The organism is Acinetobacter sp. CIP 101966 (assembly GCF_000369725.1).
GTDB classification, from domain to species: domain Bacteria; phylum Pseudomonadota; class Gammaproteobacteria; order Pseudomonadales; family Moraxellaceae; genus Acinetobacter; species Acinetobacter lwoffii_Q.
The window spans coordinates 653851-669660 of the sequence record NZ_KB850159.1 but is presented as its reverse complement, the minus strand read 5'-3'; the positions used below and the strand labels follow the sequence as shown (position 1 = coordinate 669660).

Below are 15810 nucleotides of genomic sequence, written 5' to 3'. Positions count from 1 at the left end.
TGAGTTGAAATAATTTGTTCAAACTCGTTTTTAAGATCAACACTAACAGTGATTTATTACTGTGATGTGAAGATTAAGGAAATGAGTTCTAGCGAAATTAACTGAATCAAGCGTTTTGGTATATGAATCTAATTGAAGCTGTACAGTAGTTAAATCTACGAAACGCCAACTGTATGAGTAAGTCGCAAGACAAGCTCTGTTGCTTATCCTACTTGTAAGGATAAACGACTGTTTGGGGTTGTATAGTCAAGTAATTAAGTGCATGTGGTGGATGCCTTGGCAGTCAGAGGCGAAGAAAGACGTGATAGCCTGCGAAAAGCTCCGGGGAGGCGGCAAATATCCTGTGATCCGGAGATGTCTGAATGGGGAAACCCACTTACCATAAGGTAGGTATTGCAACATGAATACATAGTGTTGCAAGGCGAACGAGGGGAAGTGAAACATCTCAGTACCCTTAGGAAAAGAAATCAATTGAGATTCCCTCAGTAGCGGCGAGCGAAAGGGGAAGAGCCCATTAAGTCATATAAGTTCTAGTGGAACGCTCTGGGAAGTGCGACCGTAGACGGTGATAGTCCTGTACACGAAAGGGCTTATATGATGATGTCGAGTAGGGCGAGGCACGTGAAACCTTGTCTGAATATGGGGGGACCATCCTCCAAGGCTAAATACTCCTGACTGACCGATAGTGAACCAGTACCGTGAGGGAAAGGCGAAAAGAACCCCTGTGAGGGGAGTGAAATAGATCCTGAAACCGCATGCATACAAGCAGTGGGAGCCGGCATTGTGTCCGGTGACTGCGTACCTTTTGTATAATGGGTCAGCGACTTATATTCAGTAGCGAGGTTAACCGAATAGGGGAGCCGTAGGGAAACCGAGTCTTAATAGGGCGCATTAGTTGCTGGGTATAGACCCGAAACCAGGTGATCTATCCATGAGCAGGTTGAAGGTTGGGTAACACTAACTGGAGGACCGAACCCACTGTCGTTGAAAAGCCAGGGGATGACTTGTGGATAGGGGTGAAAGGCTAATCAAACTTGGTGATAGCTGGTTCTCCCCGAAAGCTATTTAGGTAGCGCCTCGGACGAATACCATTGGGGGTAGAGCACTGTTTCGGCTAGGGGGTCATCCCGACTTACCAAACCGATGCAAACTCCGAATACCAATGAGTACTATCCGGGAGACAGACTGCGGGTGCTAACGTCCGTAGTCAAGAGGAAAACAATCCAGACCGCCAGCTAAGGCCCCAAAATTATAGTTAAGTGGGAAACGATGTGGGAAGGCATAGACAGCTAGGAGGTTGGCTTAGAAGCAGCCACCCTTTAAAGAAAGCGTAATAGCTCACTAGTCGAGTCGGCCTGCGCGGAAGATGTAACGGGGCTAAAACTATATGCCGAAGCTGCGGATGCATAATTTATTATGCGTGGTAGGGGAGCGTTCTGTAAGCCGATGAAGGTGGATTGAGAAGTCTGCTGGAGGTATCAGAAGTGCGAATGCTGACGTGAGTAACGACAATGCGAGTGAAAAACTCGCACGCTGAAAGACCAAGGGTTCCAGTCCAACGTTAATCGGGGCTGGGTGAGTCGACCCCTAAGGCGAGGCCGAGAGGCGTAGTCGATGGGAAATTGGTTAATATTCCAATACTTCTGTGTAATGCGATGAGAGGACGGAGAAGGTTAAGTCAGCCTGGCGTTGGTTGTCCAGGTGGAAGGTTGTAGGCATGTATCTTAGGCAAATCCGGGGTACTCTATGCTGAGAACTGATAGCAAGCTGTACTTGTACAGTGAAGTGGCTGATACCATGCTTCCAGGAAAAGTCTCTAAGCTTCAGTTACACAGGAATCGTACCCGAAACCGACACAGGTGGTCAGGTCGAGTAGACCAAAGCGCTTGAGAGAACTCTGCTGAAGGAACTAGGCAAAATGGTACCGTAACTTCGGGAGAAGGTACGCTGTTGTCTGTGATAGGACTTGCTCCTTGAGCGGGCGACAGCCTCAGAAACCAGGCCCCTGCAACTGTTTATTAAAAACATAGCACTCTGCAAACACGAAAGTGGACGTATAGGGTGTGATGCCTGCCCGGTGCTGGAAGGTTAATTGATGGGGTTAGCGTAAGCGAAGCTCTTGATCGAAGCCCCAGTAAACGGCGGCCGTAACTATAACGGTCCTAAGGTAGCGAAATTCCTTGTCGGGTAAGTTCCGACCTGCACGAATGGCATAATGATGGGGGCGCTGTCTCCAGCAGAGACTCAGTGAAATCGAATTCGCCGTGAAGATGCGGTGTACCCGCGGCTAGACGGAAAGACCCCGTGAACCTTTACTGCAGCTTGACATTGAACTTTGATCTTACTTGTGTAGGATAGGTGGGAGGCTTTGAAGTCGCGACGCTAGTTGCGATGGAGCCGTCCTTGAAATACCACCCTGGTAATATTGAGGTTCTAACTCTGTCCCGTTATCCGGGACGAGGACCATGTCTGGTGGGTAGTTTGACTGGGGCGGTCTCCTCCTAAAGAGTAACGGAGGAGTACGAAGGTGCGCTCAGCGTGGTCGGAAATCACGCGTAGAGTATAAAGGCAAAAGCGCGCTTAACTGCGAGACCCACAAGTCGAGCAGGTACGAAAGTAGGTCTTAGTGATCCGGTGGTTCTGTATGGAAGGGCCATCGCTCAACGGATAAAAGGTACTCTGGGGATAACAGGCTGATACCGCCCAAGAGTTCATATCGACGGCGGTGTTTGGCACCTCGATGTCGGCTCATCTCATCCTGGGGCTGAAGCAGGTCCCAAGGGTATGGCTGTTCGCCATTTAAAGAGGTACGCGAGCTGGGTTTAGAACGTCGTGAGACAGTTCGGTCCCTATCTACCGTGGGCGTTGGAAATTTGAGAGGATCTGCTCCTAGTACGAGAGGACCAGAGTGGACGAACCTCTGGTGTACCGGTTGTCACGCCAGTGGCATCGCCGGGTAGCTATGTTCGGAAGGGATAACCGCTGAAAGCATCTAAGCGGGAAGCCTACCTCAAGATAAGATTTCCCCGAGACTTTATGTCTCCTAAAGAGCCGTTGAAGACTACGACGTTGATAGGTTGGATGTGGAAGCATAGTGATATGTGAAGCTGACCAATACTAATTGCTCGTGAGGCTTGACTATACAACACCCAAACAGTTGTATATAAAGCATCAATTGATTTCATATTGATCTAACGATCAGACGAAGCCTTGATTTAGTTAAGCTAATCGAACAAACTACTGCAACTCAGATATATCTGTTAATGAACGATGTTCAAAGCACTGCTTTGAACAGAGTGCAAGATTTGAAGAAAGCTAAGGCAACCATAAGACCTCAGTAAGTAATCATACCAGTTGTGCTGGCGACCATAGCAAGAGTGAACCACCTGATCCCTTCCCGAACTCAGAAGTGAAACCTCTTAGCGCTGATGGTAGTGTGGGGTTACCCATGTGAGAGTAAGTCATCGCCAGCTCATTATTCGAAAACACCCTCAAGCCAAGGCTTGGGGGTGTTTTTTTATGCGAAAAATTAAGTATTTAAACAATTATTAGTCGCGAAAGACTAGAAATTTAAAATCCAATTTGTATGTTTTTTGGTAAATCTATGTTATAAAAAATAAAACGGCATAAAAATTGCTTATAAAACGGGATTTTCTATTAAGGGGGTAACAATGAGATTATCAGTGGGCATAAAAATTGCGAACTCGCTGTCATTAACTCCACAATTACAGCAAGCAATTCGGCTATTACAACTTTCAAGTCTGGAATTGGAGCAAGAAGTTCAATTGCAACTTGATAGTAATCCTCTATTAGAAAAAGTTGAAGAGCAAATTACCCTGGAAAGCTTATCTACAATTGAATCAAATAATGAAAATCACGATCTAACCAATGAACTTAATGCCGATCATCTGCCTGATGACTTACCTGTAGATACCGATTGGGATGATGTCTATACCCATCAACCTACAAGTCTGGGGGCAGCCGAGTTCGAAGAGCGTGAAGATAATCGTCAAGGGCATCAGAGCCTGCAAGAATATATGCTAGAACAAATTAATCTGCTGAATTTTTCACAGGTTGATAAATTAATCGCTTATTGCATAGTCGATTCTTTGGACGACAAAGGTTTTTTAGATGCTGAGTTGAGTGAAATTACTGCATCAGTACAACATTTACTCTCTTCTATGGGGTCTGAAGAAGAAATTGAAGATGATGAGGTTGCCGTTGTATTAAAGCATATCCAGCGTTTGGATCCGGTAGGTGTAGGTTCTAGAAGCTTGGCAGAATGCCTATTGGTTCAACTTGATAATTTACCTGCGTCAACCCCTTGCCGAAATGATGCGATCAAACTTCTGCAACATTATGAATTGTTGATTACCAATGAGCTTCCTAAGCTGATCAAACAGACTGGCTTAAATCCAGAACAGTTGCGCTGTGCCGTAGATTTGCTAAAAACCTTAAAACCGCATCCAGGTCTGGAATTTGAAAACAAGGAATCGGATTATCAGGTGCCAGATGTTGTGGTGATGAAAAAGAATAACTGCTGGCAAGTCAATTTAAACTCGGATGTACTGCCAAAGTTACGCGTCAATTCTTTTTATGCCAAAATGATTCGTCGTGCAGATCAAAGCGATGATAATCAGTACCTGCGTAATCAGATGCTGGAAGCGAAGAACTTTATCAAAAGTATCGATGAACGGCATAAAACCTTATTGAAAGTCGCGACTTGTATTGTAGAACATCAAAAAATGTTCTTGGAAATTGGGGCGGAAGGCATGAAACCTCTGGTTTTAAGAGATATTGCCGAAGAAGTCGAATTGCATGAATCTACAGTTTCTCGTGTAACCACCAATAAATATATGCTGACCCCACGTGGATTGTTCGAGTTGAAATATTTCTTCTCGAGTCATGTCGGGACTACTTCAGGTGGTGAAGCATCTTCTACTGCTATTCGTGCCAAAATCAAAAAACTGATTTCCGAAGAAAATGCCCGTAAGCCTCTGTCTGATAATGCACTTGCCAATATGTTAAAAGATGAAGGCATTGATGTGGCACGACGTACGGTGGCGAAATATCGTGAATCGTTACATATTCCTTCATCTTCTGAACGAAAAGTCTTGATCTAAAATTTGAAATCTGGCTATTCTAGAGATTCATTATGACAGCATAATGAATCTTTTTTTCTTTTGAGGAGCAGTAAAATGATTTGATCCAGGACTTAAAATACGGATATTTTATTTATAAGTTGCTGTATTTAAATTATTTTATATTGTGACTCTTCTAATCCTAACGAAGGTGAGGGATAGAACTATGCAAATAACAATTCGTGGACATCATTTATCGATTACGCCAGCTATTGAAGAAAGTATAAAAACCAAGTTTTCACAGATGACGAAGCACCTAGATCAGGTGAATAGTATGCAAGTGAAACTCTCGAAAGATCATCAAATTGATAAACGCTCTAGAAAGGGCAGTAGTAATCATATCGCAGAGGCTATTATCCGATTACCGGGCATTGAATTTTTTGCTCACGCCACCGCAGATGATATGTATACCTCAATTAAAATATTGACCGAAAAATTGAAACGGCAGATTGATCGATACCGGGAAATGCATTTACAGCAGCATCCTTTAGCCCTATAAAGGACAAATGATGAAAAAGAGGTTTTAAAAGCCTCTTTTTTTTTTATATATAATGTATGGATCCATGAATTATTTTTGCTATTTATAGTAAAATGGCTCGTTTTACACCCTTAGTCCTATAAGAGGTCTTGTGATGAATAATGAACAGCTCGCTGAAATTTTAGAAGCCGCTTTTCCAGAGGCGGATGTTGCTGTGAGTGGTCAGGGCGGAAAATTTGATCTCCGTATTGTGGATGATCAATTTGAAGGTAAGCGTCCAGTTGCACGCCAACAAGCTGTTTATGCTCCTCTCAATGCCCATATTGCCAGTGGTGCAGTTCACGCAGTAACGATTCGCGCGATGACAAAAGAAGAATGGCGCAAAGCAAGCTTATTTGGAGCTTAATCATTTAATGGATAAATTTTTAATTCAGGGCGGTATCAAGCTCGAAGGTGAAGTGCGCATTTCTGGTGCAAAGAACGCAGCACTTCCATTATTGGCAGCAATGATTCTTGCTGATACCCCGATTACGCTGAGAAATGTTCCTAATCTAAAAGATGTCAATACGTTGGTGAAGCTGATTGCTGGTCTTGGGATCACCATGACTTATGAAGGCGATACGGTTGTTGCTGATACGTCTACATTAGATAACCAGTTCGCACCGTATGAGCTCGTAAAAACTATGCGTGCTTCTATTTTGGTGCTTGGTCCATTATTGGCGCGTTATGGTAGTGCAAAAGTGTCTTTGCCAGGCGGTTGTGCGATTGGTTCCCGTCCTGTGGATCAGCACTTAAAAGCTTTAGAAGCTTTAGGCGCCGAGATTGAAGTGGAAGCCGGTTATGTACATGCCAAAGTCGATGGTCGCCTGAAAGGTGGCGAAGTCGTTTTTGATATGGTGACTGTAGGTGGAACAGAAAATATTCTGATGGCTGCCGTGTTGGCCGATGGTGTGACCACGATTCGCAATGCAGCACGTGAACCTGAGATCACTGATCTTGCGCAAATGCTGATCAAGATGGGTGCCAAGATTGAAGGTCTGGATACTGATACTTTAATCGTGACTGGTGTCGAAAGTCTGCATGGTTGTGAATATGCGGTTGTTGCTGACCGGATTGAAACCGGTTCATATCTGGCAGCGGCAGCGATCACTGGCGGTCGTATCAAAACCACGCATACCGATCCGTCCCTGATGGAAGCGGTGCTGGACAAGTTTGAAGAAATGGGCGCAGAAGTGACCCGTGGTGACGACTGGATTGAACTGGATATGCTGGGTAAACGTCCGAAAGCTGTCAGTTTCCAGACTCTACCGCATCCGGAATTTCCAACCGATATGCAAGCCCAGATTATGGCTGTGAATGCCATTGCTCAAGGCTTTGCAACAATTTCTGAAACGATTTTTGAAAACCGTTTCATGCATGTTCCTGAATTGGCACGTATGGGCGCCAATATTCAGGTTGAAGGTAATGATGCTGTGGTAACGGGTGTAGAAAAACTTTCAGCTGCACCCGTAATGGCAACAGATTTACGTGCTTCGTTCTCTTTGGTGTTGGCAGCACTTGCCGCTGAAGGTGAAACGCTGATTGACCGCATTTATCATATTGACCGCGGTTATGAAGATGTAGAAGCAAAGTTACAAAGTTTAGGTGCCCAAATTAAGCGAGTAAATTAATGAGCGATATGAGAAACGATGATCCAAACTTTGACGTAATGGGCAATTTTGATCATGGTTTAACTTTGGCATTAAGTAAGGGGCGTATCTTAAAAGAGACTTTACCTTTGCTAGAAACAGCAGGGATTAATCTTTTAGAAGATCCTGATAAGTCTCGTAAACTGATTTTCCCGACCACGCATAAACAGGTTCGTATCTTAATTTTACGTGCTTCAGATGTACCGACTTATGTTGAAAATGGTGCAGCCGATATTGGTGTGGCCGGTAAAGATGTATTGATGGAACATGGCGCGCAAAATGTCTATGAACCATTGGATCTGAAAATTGCGGTATGTAAATTGATGACCGCCGGTAAGGTGGGGATGCAACGTCCTAAAGGTCGCTTAAAAATTGCGACCAAGTACGTGAATTTGACCCGTCAATACTATGCCAGCTTGGGTGAGCAGGTTGATGTGATCAAGCTGTATGGCTCCATGGAACTTGCACCACTGGTTGGTCTGGGCGATTACATTGTTGACGTCGTAGATACAGGCAATACTTTGCGTGCCAATGGCTTAGAGCCACTTGAAGAAATCTGTAAAGTGTCTTCACGTTTAATCGTAAACAAAGCTAGCTTCAAGCGTAAGCAAGCGTTGTTAAATCCGATTCTGGCACAGCTTGAAAAAGCAGTAGAAGAACGTGAAAAGGCCAAACAGGCTTAAGCTTGCTATTTAAAAAAGCTGTCCTTTCAGGGCGGTTTTTTTATTCGATTGAACATAAATACGATGTAAATTCTTTCATCAATTTTACCAAAAGTTATTTCCAATAAAACTCATAGGGCTAGAGCACTATAGCTGCCGACAAAAGTCTGGAAAACAGGTAAACTAAAGCCTTCGAATTCAAACCTGATGGGTAAATTGATGCGACGTTTATCGACCCAAGATCAAAACTTCAAGCAAGCATTTGCTGACTTGTTGGCTTTTGAAACTGTTAATGATCCTGAACTTTTAAAAACTGTAGATCAAATTATTGCTGATGTTCGTCAGTATGGTGATGCTCAAGTTCTTAAACTCACTCAACAGTTCGATCGACATCCGGCGCATCAATTTTCAGATCTAGAGTTAAGCCAAGAACAACTACAAGCTGCCTTTGAGGGGCTAACGACTGAGGTACGCGAAGCTTTAGAGCTTGCTGCAGCACGCGTGCGTGAGTTTCACCAGGTACAAAAACAGGATGGTTGGACCTATGTGGATGCCTTGGGCAATACGCTAGGTCAAAAAGTGACCCCACTGGATCGTGTGGGAATCTATGTACCCGGTGGTTTGGCGTCTTATCCATCTTCTGTGTTGATGAATGCGGTGCCTGCACATGTGGCGGGTGTGCCGGAAATTATTATGGTAGTGCCTGCGCCGAATGGTGATTTAAATCCATTGGTATTGGCGGCTGCATATCTGGCAGGTGTAACGCGTGTCTTTACGATTGGTGGCGCGCAAGCAGTTGCGGCATTGGCTTATGGTACCGAAACTGTCCCACCGGTTGATAAAATCACAGGTCCGGGGAACCGTTTTGTGGCGGCTGCGAAGCGAGCAGTATTTGGTCAAGTCGGGATTGATATGATTGCAGGGCCTTCTGAAATTCTGGTATATGCCGAAGGCCAAAATAATGCTGAATGGCTGGCGATGGATTTACTTTCGCAAGCTGAGCATGACACTGTGGCACAAGCCATTTTCATCACACCAGATGAACAGTTGCTAAATGCCGTTGAACAGGCGATTGAAATGCACTTGGCAACATTACCGAAGGCGGAAATTGCCCGTACTTCGATTGCCAATCGTGGTGCTTTAGTCTTGGTAAAAGACCGTCAAGAAGCGTCAGATTTGATTAATCAGGTAGCGCCTGAGCATTTGATGTTATGTTTAGATGATGCAGAAGCAATGTCTGATAGCATTCGTCATGCAGGTGCAATCTTTATGGGTCGTTATACGCCTGAAGCCATTGGTGATTACTGTGCCGGGCCAAACCATGTCTTGCCAACTTCAGGTACTGCGCGTTTTTCATCGCCACTTGGTGTCTATGATTTCCAGAAGCGTTCAAGTTTGATCATGTGCTCACAAGAAGGTGTAAAAACTTTAGCAAAAACTGCGGATATCTTGGCGCAACAAGAGAACTTGGATGCACATGCACAGTCAGCACGTTATCGTTATCAATCATAAATAGCATTACAACCTCTCCCTGACCCTCTCCTAAAAGGAGAGGAGAATTTAAACCACAAAAATCTTGTGTCTTTATTAATGAAAATTCCTCTCTTGCGCCATATATGGCTCAGGGAGAGGTTAGGAGAGGGTTTAAAGAGAATATAAAATGAATATCACAACAGAACAAATGCGTTTTTGGAGTCCTGAAGTACGTGAATTAGAACCGTATACCCCAGGCGAACAACCAAAAATCCAGAATATTTTAAAACTTAATACCAATGAAAATCCGTATCCACCATCACCCAAAGTGGTAGAAGCAGTTCAAAAGGTACTTGCGAATTCGGCGGATGTTTTGCGTCTGTATCCTGACCCGGATGCATCAGAGCTAAAACAGGCAATCGCTAAACAGCAACATGTACCTGTTGAAACCGTCTTTGTCGGCAATGGCTCAGATGAAGTTTTGGCACATATCTTTAAAGCATTTTTTGTTCAAGAACAGCCTGTCCTTTATCCAGACATTACTTATAGTTTCTATCCGGTTTATAGTCAGTTTTTTGGCGTCAAAACCAAAATCTTGCCACTCAATGATGACTTTGAAATTGTGGTAGATGACTATAAACAAGCTAATGGTGGCATTATTATCACTAACCCTAATGCACCGACCAGTATTGATCTGGGCTTAGCGGCGATTGAGGAAATTCTGCAAGCCAATCCGGATTCAGTGGTGGTGATTGATGAAGCCTATGTCGACTTCGGTGCCGAATCAGCAGTCAAGCTGGTTGAGAAATATGAAAATTTAGTCGTGTGTCAAACCACATCGAAGTCACGTTCTCTTGCAGGTCTGCGAGTAGGTTTCGCGATTGCCCAGCCACATTTGATTGTAGCACTTGAAGCAGTCAAAAACAGCTTTAACTCTTATCCGATGGACCGTTTTGCGATTGCTGCAGCGGTCGCTTCATTTGAAGATCAGGCCTACTTTGAAGCACAGAATCAGAAAGTTATCGTCAGTCGTGAAAAGTTGGTGTCTCAATTAAATGAGCTTGGTTTTAAAGTTTTACCATCGAGTGCCAACTTTATTTTTGCCTCATTGCCATCTACGGATGCAGGCGAGCTTGCAAGGGAGTTGCGTGAACGTGGCATTATCGTGCGTTATTTTAACAAGCCACGTATTAACCAGTTCTTAAGAATTACCATTGGTACAGATGAGCAAAATCAGCGTTTAGTCGATACGCTAAAAAATGAGATTTTGGTGTGATTAAAATCCCTCCTAGCTTCTCTTTGAAAAGGGAGGAGTTCCCTCTTTGAGTAAAGGAGGGTTAGGGTGGATTTGTAGAAAAAAGCGAATCAAATGATTCGCTTTTTATTTATTTAGGCTGATACCACGTATTTAACAGATCCAGCATCGCTGAAACTTTATCAAAACATTCTTGATATTCTGCATCACAATCCGAAGAAATGGTAATACCACCACCCGCCCATAAAGAAACATCTTCTTGATATTTTTGGATGGAACGAATCAGAATGTTCCAGGAACCGGTACCATCAAAATTAAAATAACCCATTGATCCACAATAAGCCCCACGTGCTGCACCTTCCAGTTCAGCAATAATCTGCATGGCACGAATTTTAGGTGCACCCGTAATTGAGCCACCTGGTAGGGCTGACATTAACACCTCGAAAGGATTGATATCTGCTTTTAAGGTCGCTTCAACTTCGCTCACCATATGGTGTACTTGATTAAAACTTTCGATATTAAATAATTTGGGTGTTTTAACCGAACCTGTTTCCGCATACACACTTAAATCATTACGTAATAAATCCACAATCATGACATTTTCTGCCTGATCTTTTTCCGATGCTTTTAATGTTTGTTTAGATTGTTCATCCAGCACTGGATCTGTATAGCGTGGCATGGTGCCTTTAATTGGTTTGGTGATAATTTTCCGATTTTTTTCGAAGTCAATAAATAACTCGGGTGAGCAGCTGAGTAATTCAAAATCACCAATACGCAGATAACCCGCATAGGGCGCTTCGGTTAATGTCCAGAATGCTTGGGCAGTCGCTAAAAGGGAGCCTTGGGCTCGACCTTTAAATTCTTGGGTCAGATTAATCTGATAGCAGTCACCTGCAACAATATAGTCCTGAATTTTCTGAAAAGCCTGAGTGTAGACAGATTTAGTCCAGCGTGAGCTACAAGGATTTTTTAAGTGAAATGTCGGTTGAATTTTATCTTGGTTAAGTAAGTTCTGAATATGATTGAAAATCTGTTCTGCCTGTGGATCCTCACTATAGAACATCCAGCCATCAGGGGTTGGTTTAATGTAGGAAGAAAATTGACCAATAAATAAACCAGGTTGAGGACGATCTGGATAATGAATATATTGTTGAGCCGCATAATCATAGCTGATAAAACCAACATAACCTCCATGAAATCCATTCTTTTGAAGATTTTTTAATGCATCGATTGCTAAATTAAATTCAGATGGGCTGGGTTGATATTGTTCAATCCCTGTTCTTTTAAAAGACTGAATTTGTGATGTCTGCGCAACAAAATATTCTTGAGCGCAGCAGGCAATAAAAGGCTGACCATTATTATTTAAATACACCAGATGATCTAATGTCTTCAATGCGGATAATAGATCTGTAACCAGACGTGATTCAAACTTTAAGGGACGATGATAGAGAGTTTCGGTCATTCAGTTATGGAGAGTTCAATATGACTCACTATTTTATATCAAGAAGTCAGGAAAATATTTTTAAATCATGAAATACCGTTTATCGGTAAGCGACAGATTGCGACCAACAACAGTTGATCAAAAACTGACTCGACGCTAATTTAAGTGGGCTAGCAAATTACTCAAGGAAAGATGCTTAAGCTGTCAGAAAATAAAAAATACAGCCTAAACACTGAGTAATTCACAACCAAAAAAAATAGTACTCTTGGGAGAGTAAACAATGAAAAAATTTACAAAATTAGTTTTAGCGACTTCAGTTGCATTTAGTGCCAATGCGATGGCGATGCAAGCAATGGATGATGCATCTCTAAGCGAAACAACGGGTCAAGACGGTATTAGTATTGGTATCGGTATTTCAAAAATTGAAATTGAAAAACTATTTATTCATGACAATGATGGTTTATCTTCTGGTTCTACAATGAAGTCAACTGGTTTATTATCAGATGCAAGTGGTGTTGTATATAAAACTGGTACATTGGCAACGAATCAAGGTGGAGCGGTAGTAAATATCAATACACGAACCGCTTCATATGACCCTGTTGCAAAAGATGTCAGCTTAGGTGGTACAGGTGGGGCTGCTGCAATCGTAATCTATGGTAATGGTGAAGTAGGTCATAAGAATGAAAACCATGGTGTTGTTGTTGGTGCAAACTATGATGACAATGGGGCTTACTTACTAGCTTCGCGCAACCTTATGGATTTAAAAATTGATTCAGATGCAAATGGTGGTGATCCGTTCATTAACATTGCAGCTGAAGTTTCAGGCTTAGACATCAGTATTGGTAAAATTGGTGTTGTATCAAGTGGTGCTGAACCAGCTGCTAATGCAAATACTATTCGTCGTGGTGGTCAAGGCAAGGTTAATGACATTTTGTCTGGCTTATCTCTTAAAACAGGTCCTATGTCTGCAAACATTCAATTGGGTGCAGCACCTCAAGGCGCGATGATCAAGTTGAATGCGACAATGATTGGTGGTTTAACAATCAACGATTTGGGTATTCTTGATAATTCAACAGATGGTGCAACAATTGCTGCAGGTGTAACAACGGATGGTCCCGGTGAAATCTTTATCGACAGTATCAAGCTTACAGATGCTAATTCTAAAAATTTAACTTTAAATCAAAATATTAGTGTATTTGGTGAGTCAACTGTAAATAAAGGTTTTATTCGTATTGTCAGTACAAGTGGTGCGCATGATAACTATGTGAAAGGTATTCATTTAGGTAGCCGTGATGCTGCATCAATTGGTGATATGGAAGTTCAAGGAATGCAGACTTATTATAGTCCAGCGCAAGGTACATACCATCCAGGCGCAGTTATTACTATTTCAGGTCACTAATCTTCATTTAAAAAAAGCGCGTGTTTACACGCGTTTTTTTTATGACTAAATCATTTATCCAAAAAATAAAAAAAATGCTGTATTTTTTTGAAAAAGAAGGTATCTTTCTAGTTACAGGGAAGTAGAGTGAATGCTCTATAAAAAGAAAAATAGGCGCATCATGCCCATTATAAGAAAAGTTAATAATTATGTTAGAGATCGCGTTAGGCTCGGCATTGATGTATTACGCTGCCAAAGAAGCTCTGGATATCAAAAAACAGCCAAATGGTGCTGTTCACTATACTGAAGTTCTTGATTCAAGAAATGACTCTTTTGTACGTATGCACCGTGAAGCTGTAGAAGTAAAACCGACACTTCTGGATCAGTTTCAGGGCATTGTACGTCAGGCTTATGATTATAGTTGTGGTTCGGCAGCGCTTACGACCCTGCTCAATGGTTATGTCGGTACGCAGCTGGATGAGCAGCAAGTCATGAGTGGGCTGATGAAATTCGGTGAAACGGATAAAATTGTTGAACGCCGTAGTTTTTCTCTGCTTGATATGAAGCGCTTTGTGTCAGCCTTAGGGTTGGAAAGTGGAGGCTATCGAGGGGAGTTCAAAGATTTAGTTAATCAAGATCAGCCCGCCATTGTTCCGATTTCCTATGCAGGATTTAAGCATTTTGTAGTTTATAAAGGTTATAAAAATGGCCGGGTTTATGTTGCAGATCCAGCACTTGGTAATATCAGTTTTGAGGAACGGCGTTTTCAGGATATTTGGGAAAATAACACTTTGTTCCTGATTAATGTACCTGAACAATATCGCAAAAAATTTCTAGCATTAAAAGAATCAGATATGCGTCATGTAGAAGATGCTACGATCAATCGCTATGCCTTGGTTGACATGCAGTATCCACAATTTTATATGGACAAAATTGCTGATAAAGCTTCTACGATCCGTATGGACCGTAATCGTAATACAGAGTCAGAAAAATTTGGGGAATATCAACATAACTTCCTGAGACTGTATTACAAGAATAAATAAAATGAAAAACAGTAATAAAAATTAAAATGGTGAAATGGATATGAACAGTAAATGGATGAACAAGACGTTCTTGGCACTGAGCATTCAAATGGTAATGGGCGTTGCATTTGCTGCAGAAGAACCAGCACTAGGTGAATACGAAACGGTTGATGAGGAAGTTGTCGTTGAAACTGCTGCATCTGTACCGGCTCAAACCGGGCAGGTCGAAACGCAGACTGCAGAAGAATCAGAACTAGGTGAATATGAAGCAGTTGAAGAGGCGGTCGTTGAAACAGCATCACCTGTAGAGACTCAGGCTGGCCAAGTCGTAGATGCATCTCAAGCTTTACAGCAACAAGAAGGGGATGCTACTCAGGCAGCTAATCTGGAAGAAGTATTTACGTCAAATGAACGTCAATACTCCCTGATTAAACAAGGCGAAATTTCATCATATTACGATATTGATTATACCTATTATCGAGACACTCAACTCGATATAGAAATGGCTCAGGGCCAATTGTATCAACTACGTGTTCAAGAAAATGCAACACATAGTATGACTAATACTTTCACTTTCCAATATGGCGTGAAAGATAACCTGACCTTGACTGCATCCTTACCTTTAGTGGCCAAAACTGACTTGTTAAAAGATACGTCTACTGCAGGTTTAGGCGATATTAGTTTGGGTGCTCGCTGGGAACCCTTTCCACTAAAAGCGGGTCGTCTGCCTCTGATTTTATTTGCAAATTTGTCGACTAAAACGGGTGACAGTCCTTATGAAATTAATGCCGCGACAGATCTAGCAGCAGGAAAGGGCTATTACTCTGCTGGAGTAGGTGCCAGTACGCGTAAATACATTGATCCAGTCGTGCTGTTTGCATCAGTTTCTGCGAACTATGGTTTTAAAGAATCAGGCCTAAACCAGCGTCGAGGTAGCCGAATTATTGAGGAGTTTGAACCTGGTGTTAGTGGAGGTTTTGCCTTTGGTTTCGCATATTCATTTAACTATGACGTTTCGATGACCATGTCCTATCAGCAAAGCTTTAATACCGGTGCGGAATTTAACTATAACACTGGTGAAAGTTATTCTGCTGCGGATCAGACCAGTTCTACCTTTGCAATTTCCTTAGGTGTGCGAGTCTCTCCAGAAACCATTGTGAATGGTACCGTTGGCCTAGGGCTGACCGAAGATGCACCGGATGTTTCGTTGGGACTGTCATTCCCACTTGATATTTTAGGTTTTGGTAAAAAAATTAGTTAATAGGGGTGTCG

At 42.6% G+C, this 15810-nt stretch carries 11 protein-coding genes and 2 rRNA genes; 12 read left to right on the top strand and 1 reads right to left on the bottom strand.

Going from position 1 to position 15810, the window contains the following annotated elements:
* The first annotated feature begins 244 nt into the window (after positions 1-244).
* From F891_RS06030 to hisC, 9 genes are all read left to right on the top strand, one after another.
* Positions 245-3142: ribosomal RNA gene (locus tag F891_RS06030) — 23S ribosomal RNA — on the top strand.
* 216 nt (positions 3143-3358) lie between these two features.
* A 5S ribosomal RNA gene (gene rrf / locus F891_RS06025) occupies positions 3359-3473 on the top strand.
* 198 nt (positions 3474-3671) lie between these two features.
* Positions 3672-5123 carry an RNA polymerase factor sigma-54 gene (locus F891_RS06020; protein ID WP_005262613.1) on the top strand — a complete coding sequence of 484 codons (1452 nt, stop codon included), beginning with the start codon at positions 3672-3674 and terminating at the stop codon, positions 5121-5123.
* A gap of 184 nt (positions 5124-5307) precedes the next feature.
* On the top strand, positions 5308-5640 hold the full coding sequence (gene hpf / locus F891_RS06015) for a ribosome hibernation-promoting factor, HPF/YfiA family (protein WP_004730744.1): 333 nt from the start codon (positions 5308-5310) through the stop codon (positions 5638-5640).
* A gap of 133 nt (positions 5641-5773) precedes the next feature.
* Entirely contained in the window at positions 5774-6025 is a 252-nt protein-coding gene (ibaG, locus tag F891_RS06010) for a BolA family iron metabolism protein IbaG (RefSeq protein ID WP_004730742.1), read from the top strand.
* Positions 6026-6032: 7 nt separating this feature from the next.
* Positions 6033-7289 (top strand): UDP-N-acetylglucosamine 1-carboxyvinyltransferase, encoded by a 1257-nt coding sequence (gene murA, locus F891_RS06005; protein WP_005262612.1) that lies wholly within the window; start codon positions 6033-6035, stop codon positions 7287-7289.
* Complete coding sequence (gene hisG, locus F891_RS06000) at positions 7289-7990, top strand: ATP phosphoribosyltransferase (protein WP_004646025.1); 702 nt, start codon at positions 7289-7291, stop codon at positions 7988-7990. The genes murA and hisG overlap by 1 nt, the downstream gene beginning before the upstream one ends.
* Before the next feature lie 186 nt (positions 7991-8176).
* Positions 8177-9481, top strand: coding sequence for a histidinol dehydrogenase (gene hisD / locus F891_RS05995; RefSeq protein ID WP_005104910.1), 1305 nt, complete (start codon positions 8177-8179; stop codon positions 9479-9481).
* Between the two features lie 148 nt (positions 9482-9629).
* Positions 9630-10718, top strand: a complete 1089-nt coding sequence (gene hisC / locus F891_RS05990; RefSeq protein ID WP_005104909.1) for a histidinol-phosphate transaminase — start codon at positions 9630-9632, stop codon at positions 10716-10718.
* Positions 10719-10827: 109 nt separating this feature from the next.
* Here the strand turns inward: hisC and F891_RS05985 are convergent, their stop codons facing one another.
* Positions 10828-12159 carry an anthranilate synthase component I family protein gene (locus F891_RS05985; RefSeq protein WP_005262611.1) on the bottom strand — a complete coding sequence of 444 codons (1332 nt, stop codon included), beginning with the start codon at positions 12157-12159 and terminating at the stop codon, positions 10828-10830.
* Between the two features lie 259 nt (positions 12160-12418).
* Here F891_RS05985 and F891_RS05980 point away from each other — a divergent pair, with 259 nt between their 5' ends.
* The 3 genes from F891_RS05980 to F891_RS05970 all read left to right on the top strand — a co-directional run bounded on the left by F891_RS05980 (position 12419) and on the right by F891_RS05970 (position 15799).
* Positions 12419-13537: a putative pilus system protein FilA gene (locus tag F891_RS05980; RefSeq protein ID WP_005262610.1), complete on the top strand. Its 1119-nt coding sequence runs from the start codon at positions 12419-12421 to the stop codon at positions 13535-13537.
* A 188-nt stretch (positions 13538-13725) separates the two neighbouring features.
* Positions 13726-14559, top strand: a complete 834-nt coding sequence (locus F891_RS05975) for a putative pilus system C39 family peptidase FilB (protein ID WP_005262603.1) — start codon at positions 13726-13728, stop codon at positions 14557-14559.
* Positions 14560-14593: 34 nt separating this feature from the next.
* Positions 14594-15799, top strand: coding sequence for a putative pilus system protein FilC (locus tag F891_RS05970; RefSeq protein WP_005262601.1), 1206 nt, complete (start codon positions 14594-14596; stop codon positions 15797-15799).
* Positions 15800-15810: the final 11 nt, after the last annotated feature.

Coding starts and splice junctions, on each gene's coding strand:
- F891_RS06020 (WP_005262613.1), top strand. CDS start 3,672: ATGAGATTATCAGTGGGCATAAAAATTGCGAACTCGCTGTCATTAACT.
- hpf (WP_004730744.1), top strand. CDS start 5,308: ATGCAAATAACAATTCGTGGACATCATTTATCGATTACGCCAGCTATT.
- ibaG (WP_004730742.1), top strand. CDS start 5,774: ATGAATAATGAACAGCTCGCTGAAATTTTAGAAGCCGCTTTTCCAGAG.
- murA (WP_005262612.1), top strand. CDS start 6,033: ATGGATAAATTTTTAATTCAGGGCGGTATCAAGCTCGAAGGTGAAGTG.
- hisG (WP_004646025.1), top strand. CDS start 7,289: ATGAGCGATATGAGAAACGATGATCCAAACTTTGACGTAATGGGCAAT.
- hisD (WP_005104910.1), top strand. CDS start 8,177: ATGGGTAAATTGATGCGACGTTTATCGACCCAAGATCAAAACTTCAAG.
- hisC (WP_005104909.1), top strand. CDS start 9,630: ATGAATATCACAACAGAACAAATGCGTTTTTGGAGTCCTGAAGTACGT.
- F891_RS05985 (WP_005262611.1), bottom strand. CDS start 12,159: ATGACCGAAACTCTCTATCATCGTCCCTTAAAGTTTGAATCACGTCTG.
- F891_RS05980 (WP_005262610.1), top strand. CDS start 12,419: ATGAAAAAATTTACAAAATTAGTTTTAGCGACTTCAGTTGCATTTAGT.
- F891_RS05975 (WP_005262603.1), top strand. CDS start 13,726: ATGTTAGAGATCGCGTTAGGCTCGGCATTGATGTATTACGCTGCCAAA.
- F891_RS05970 (WP_005262601.1), top strand. CDS start 14,594: ATGGATATGAACAGTAAATGGATGAACAAGACGTTCTTGGCACTGAGC.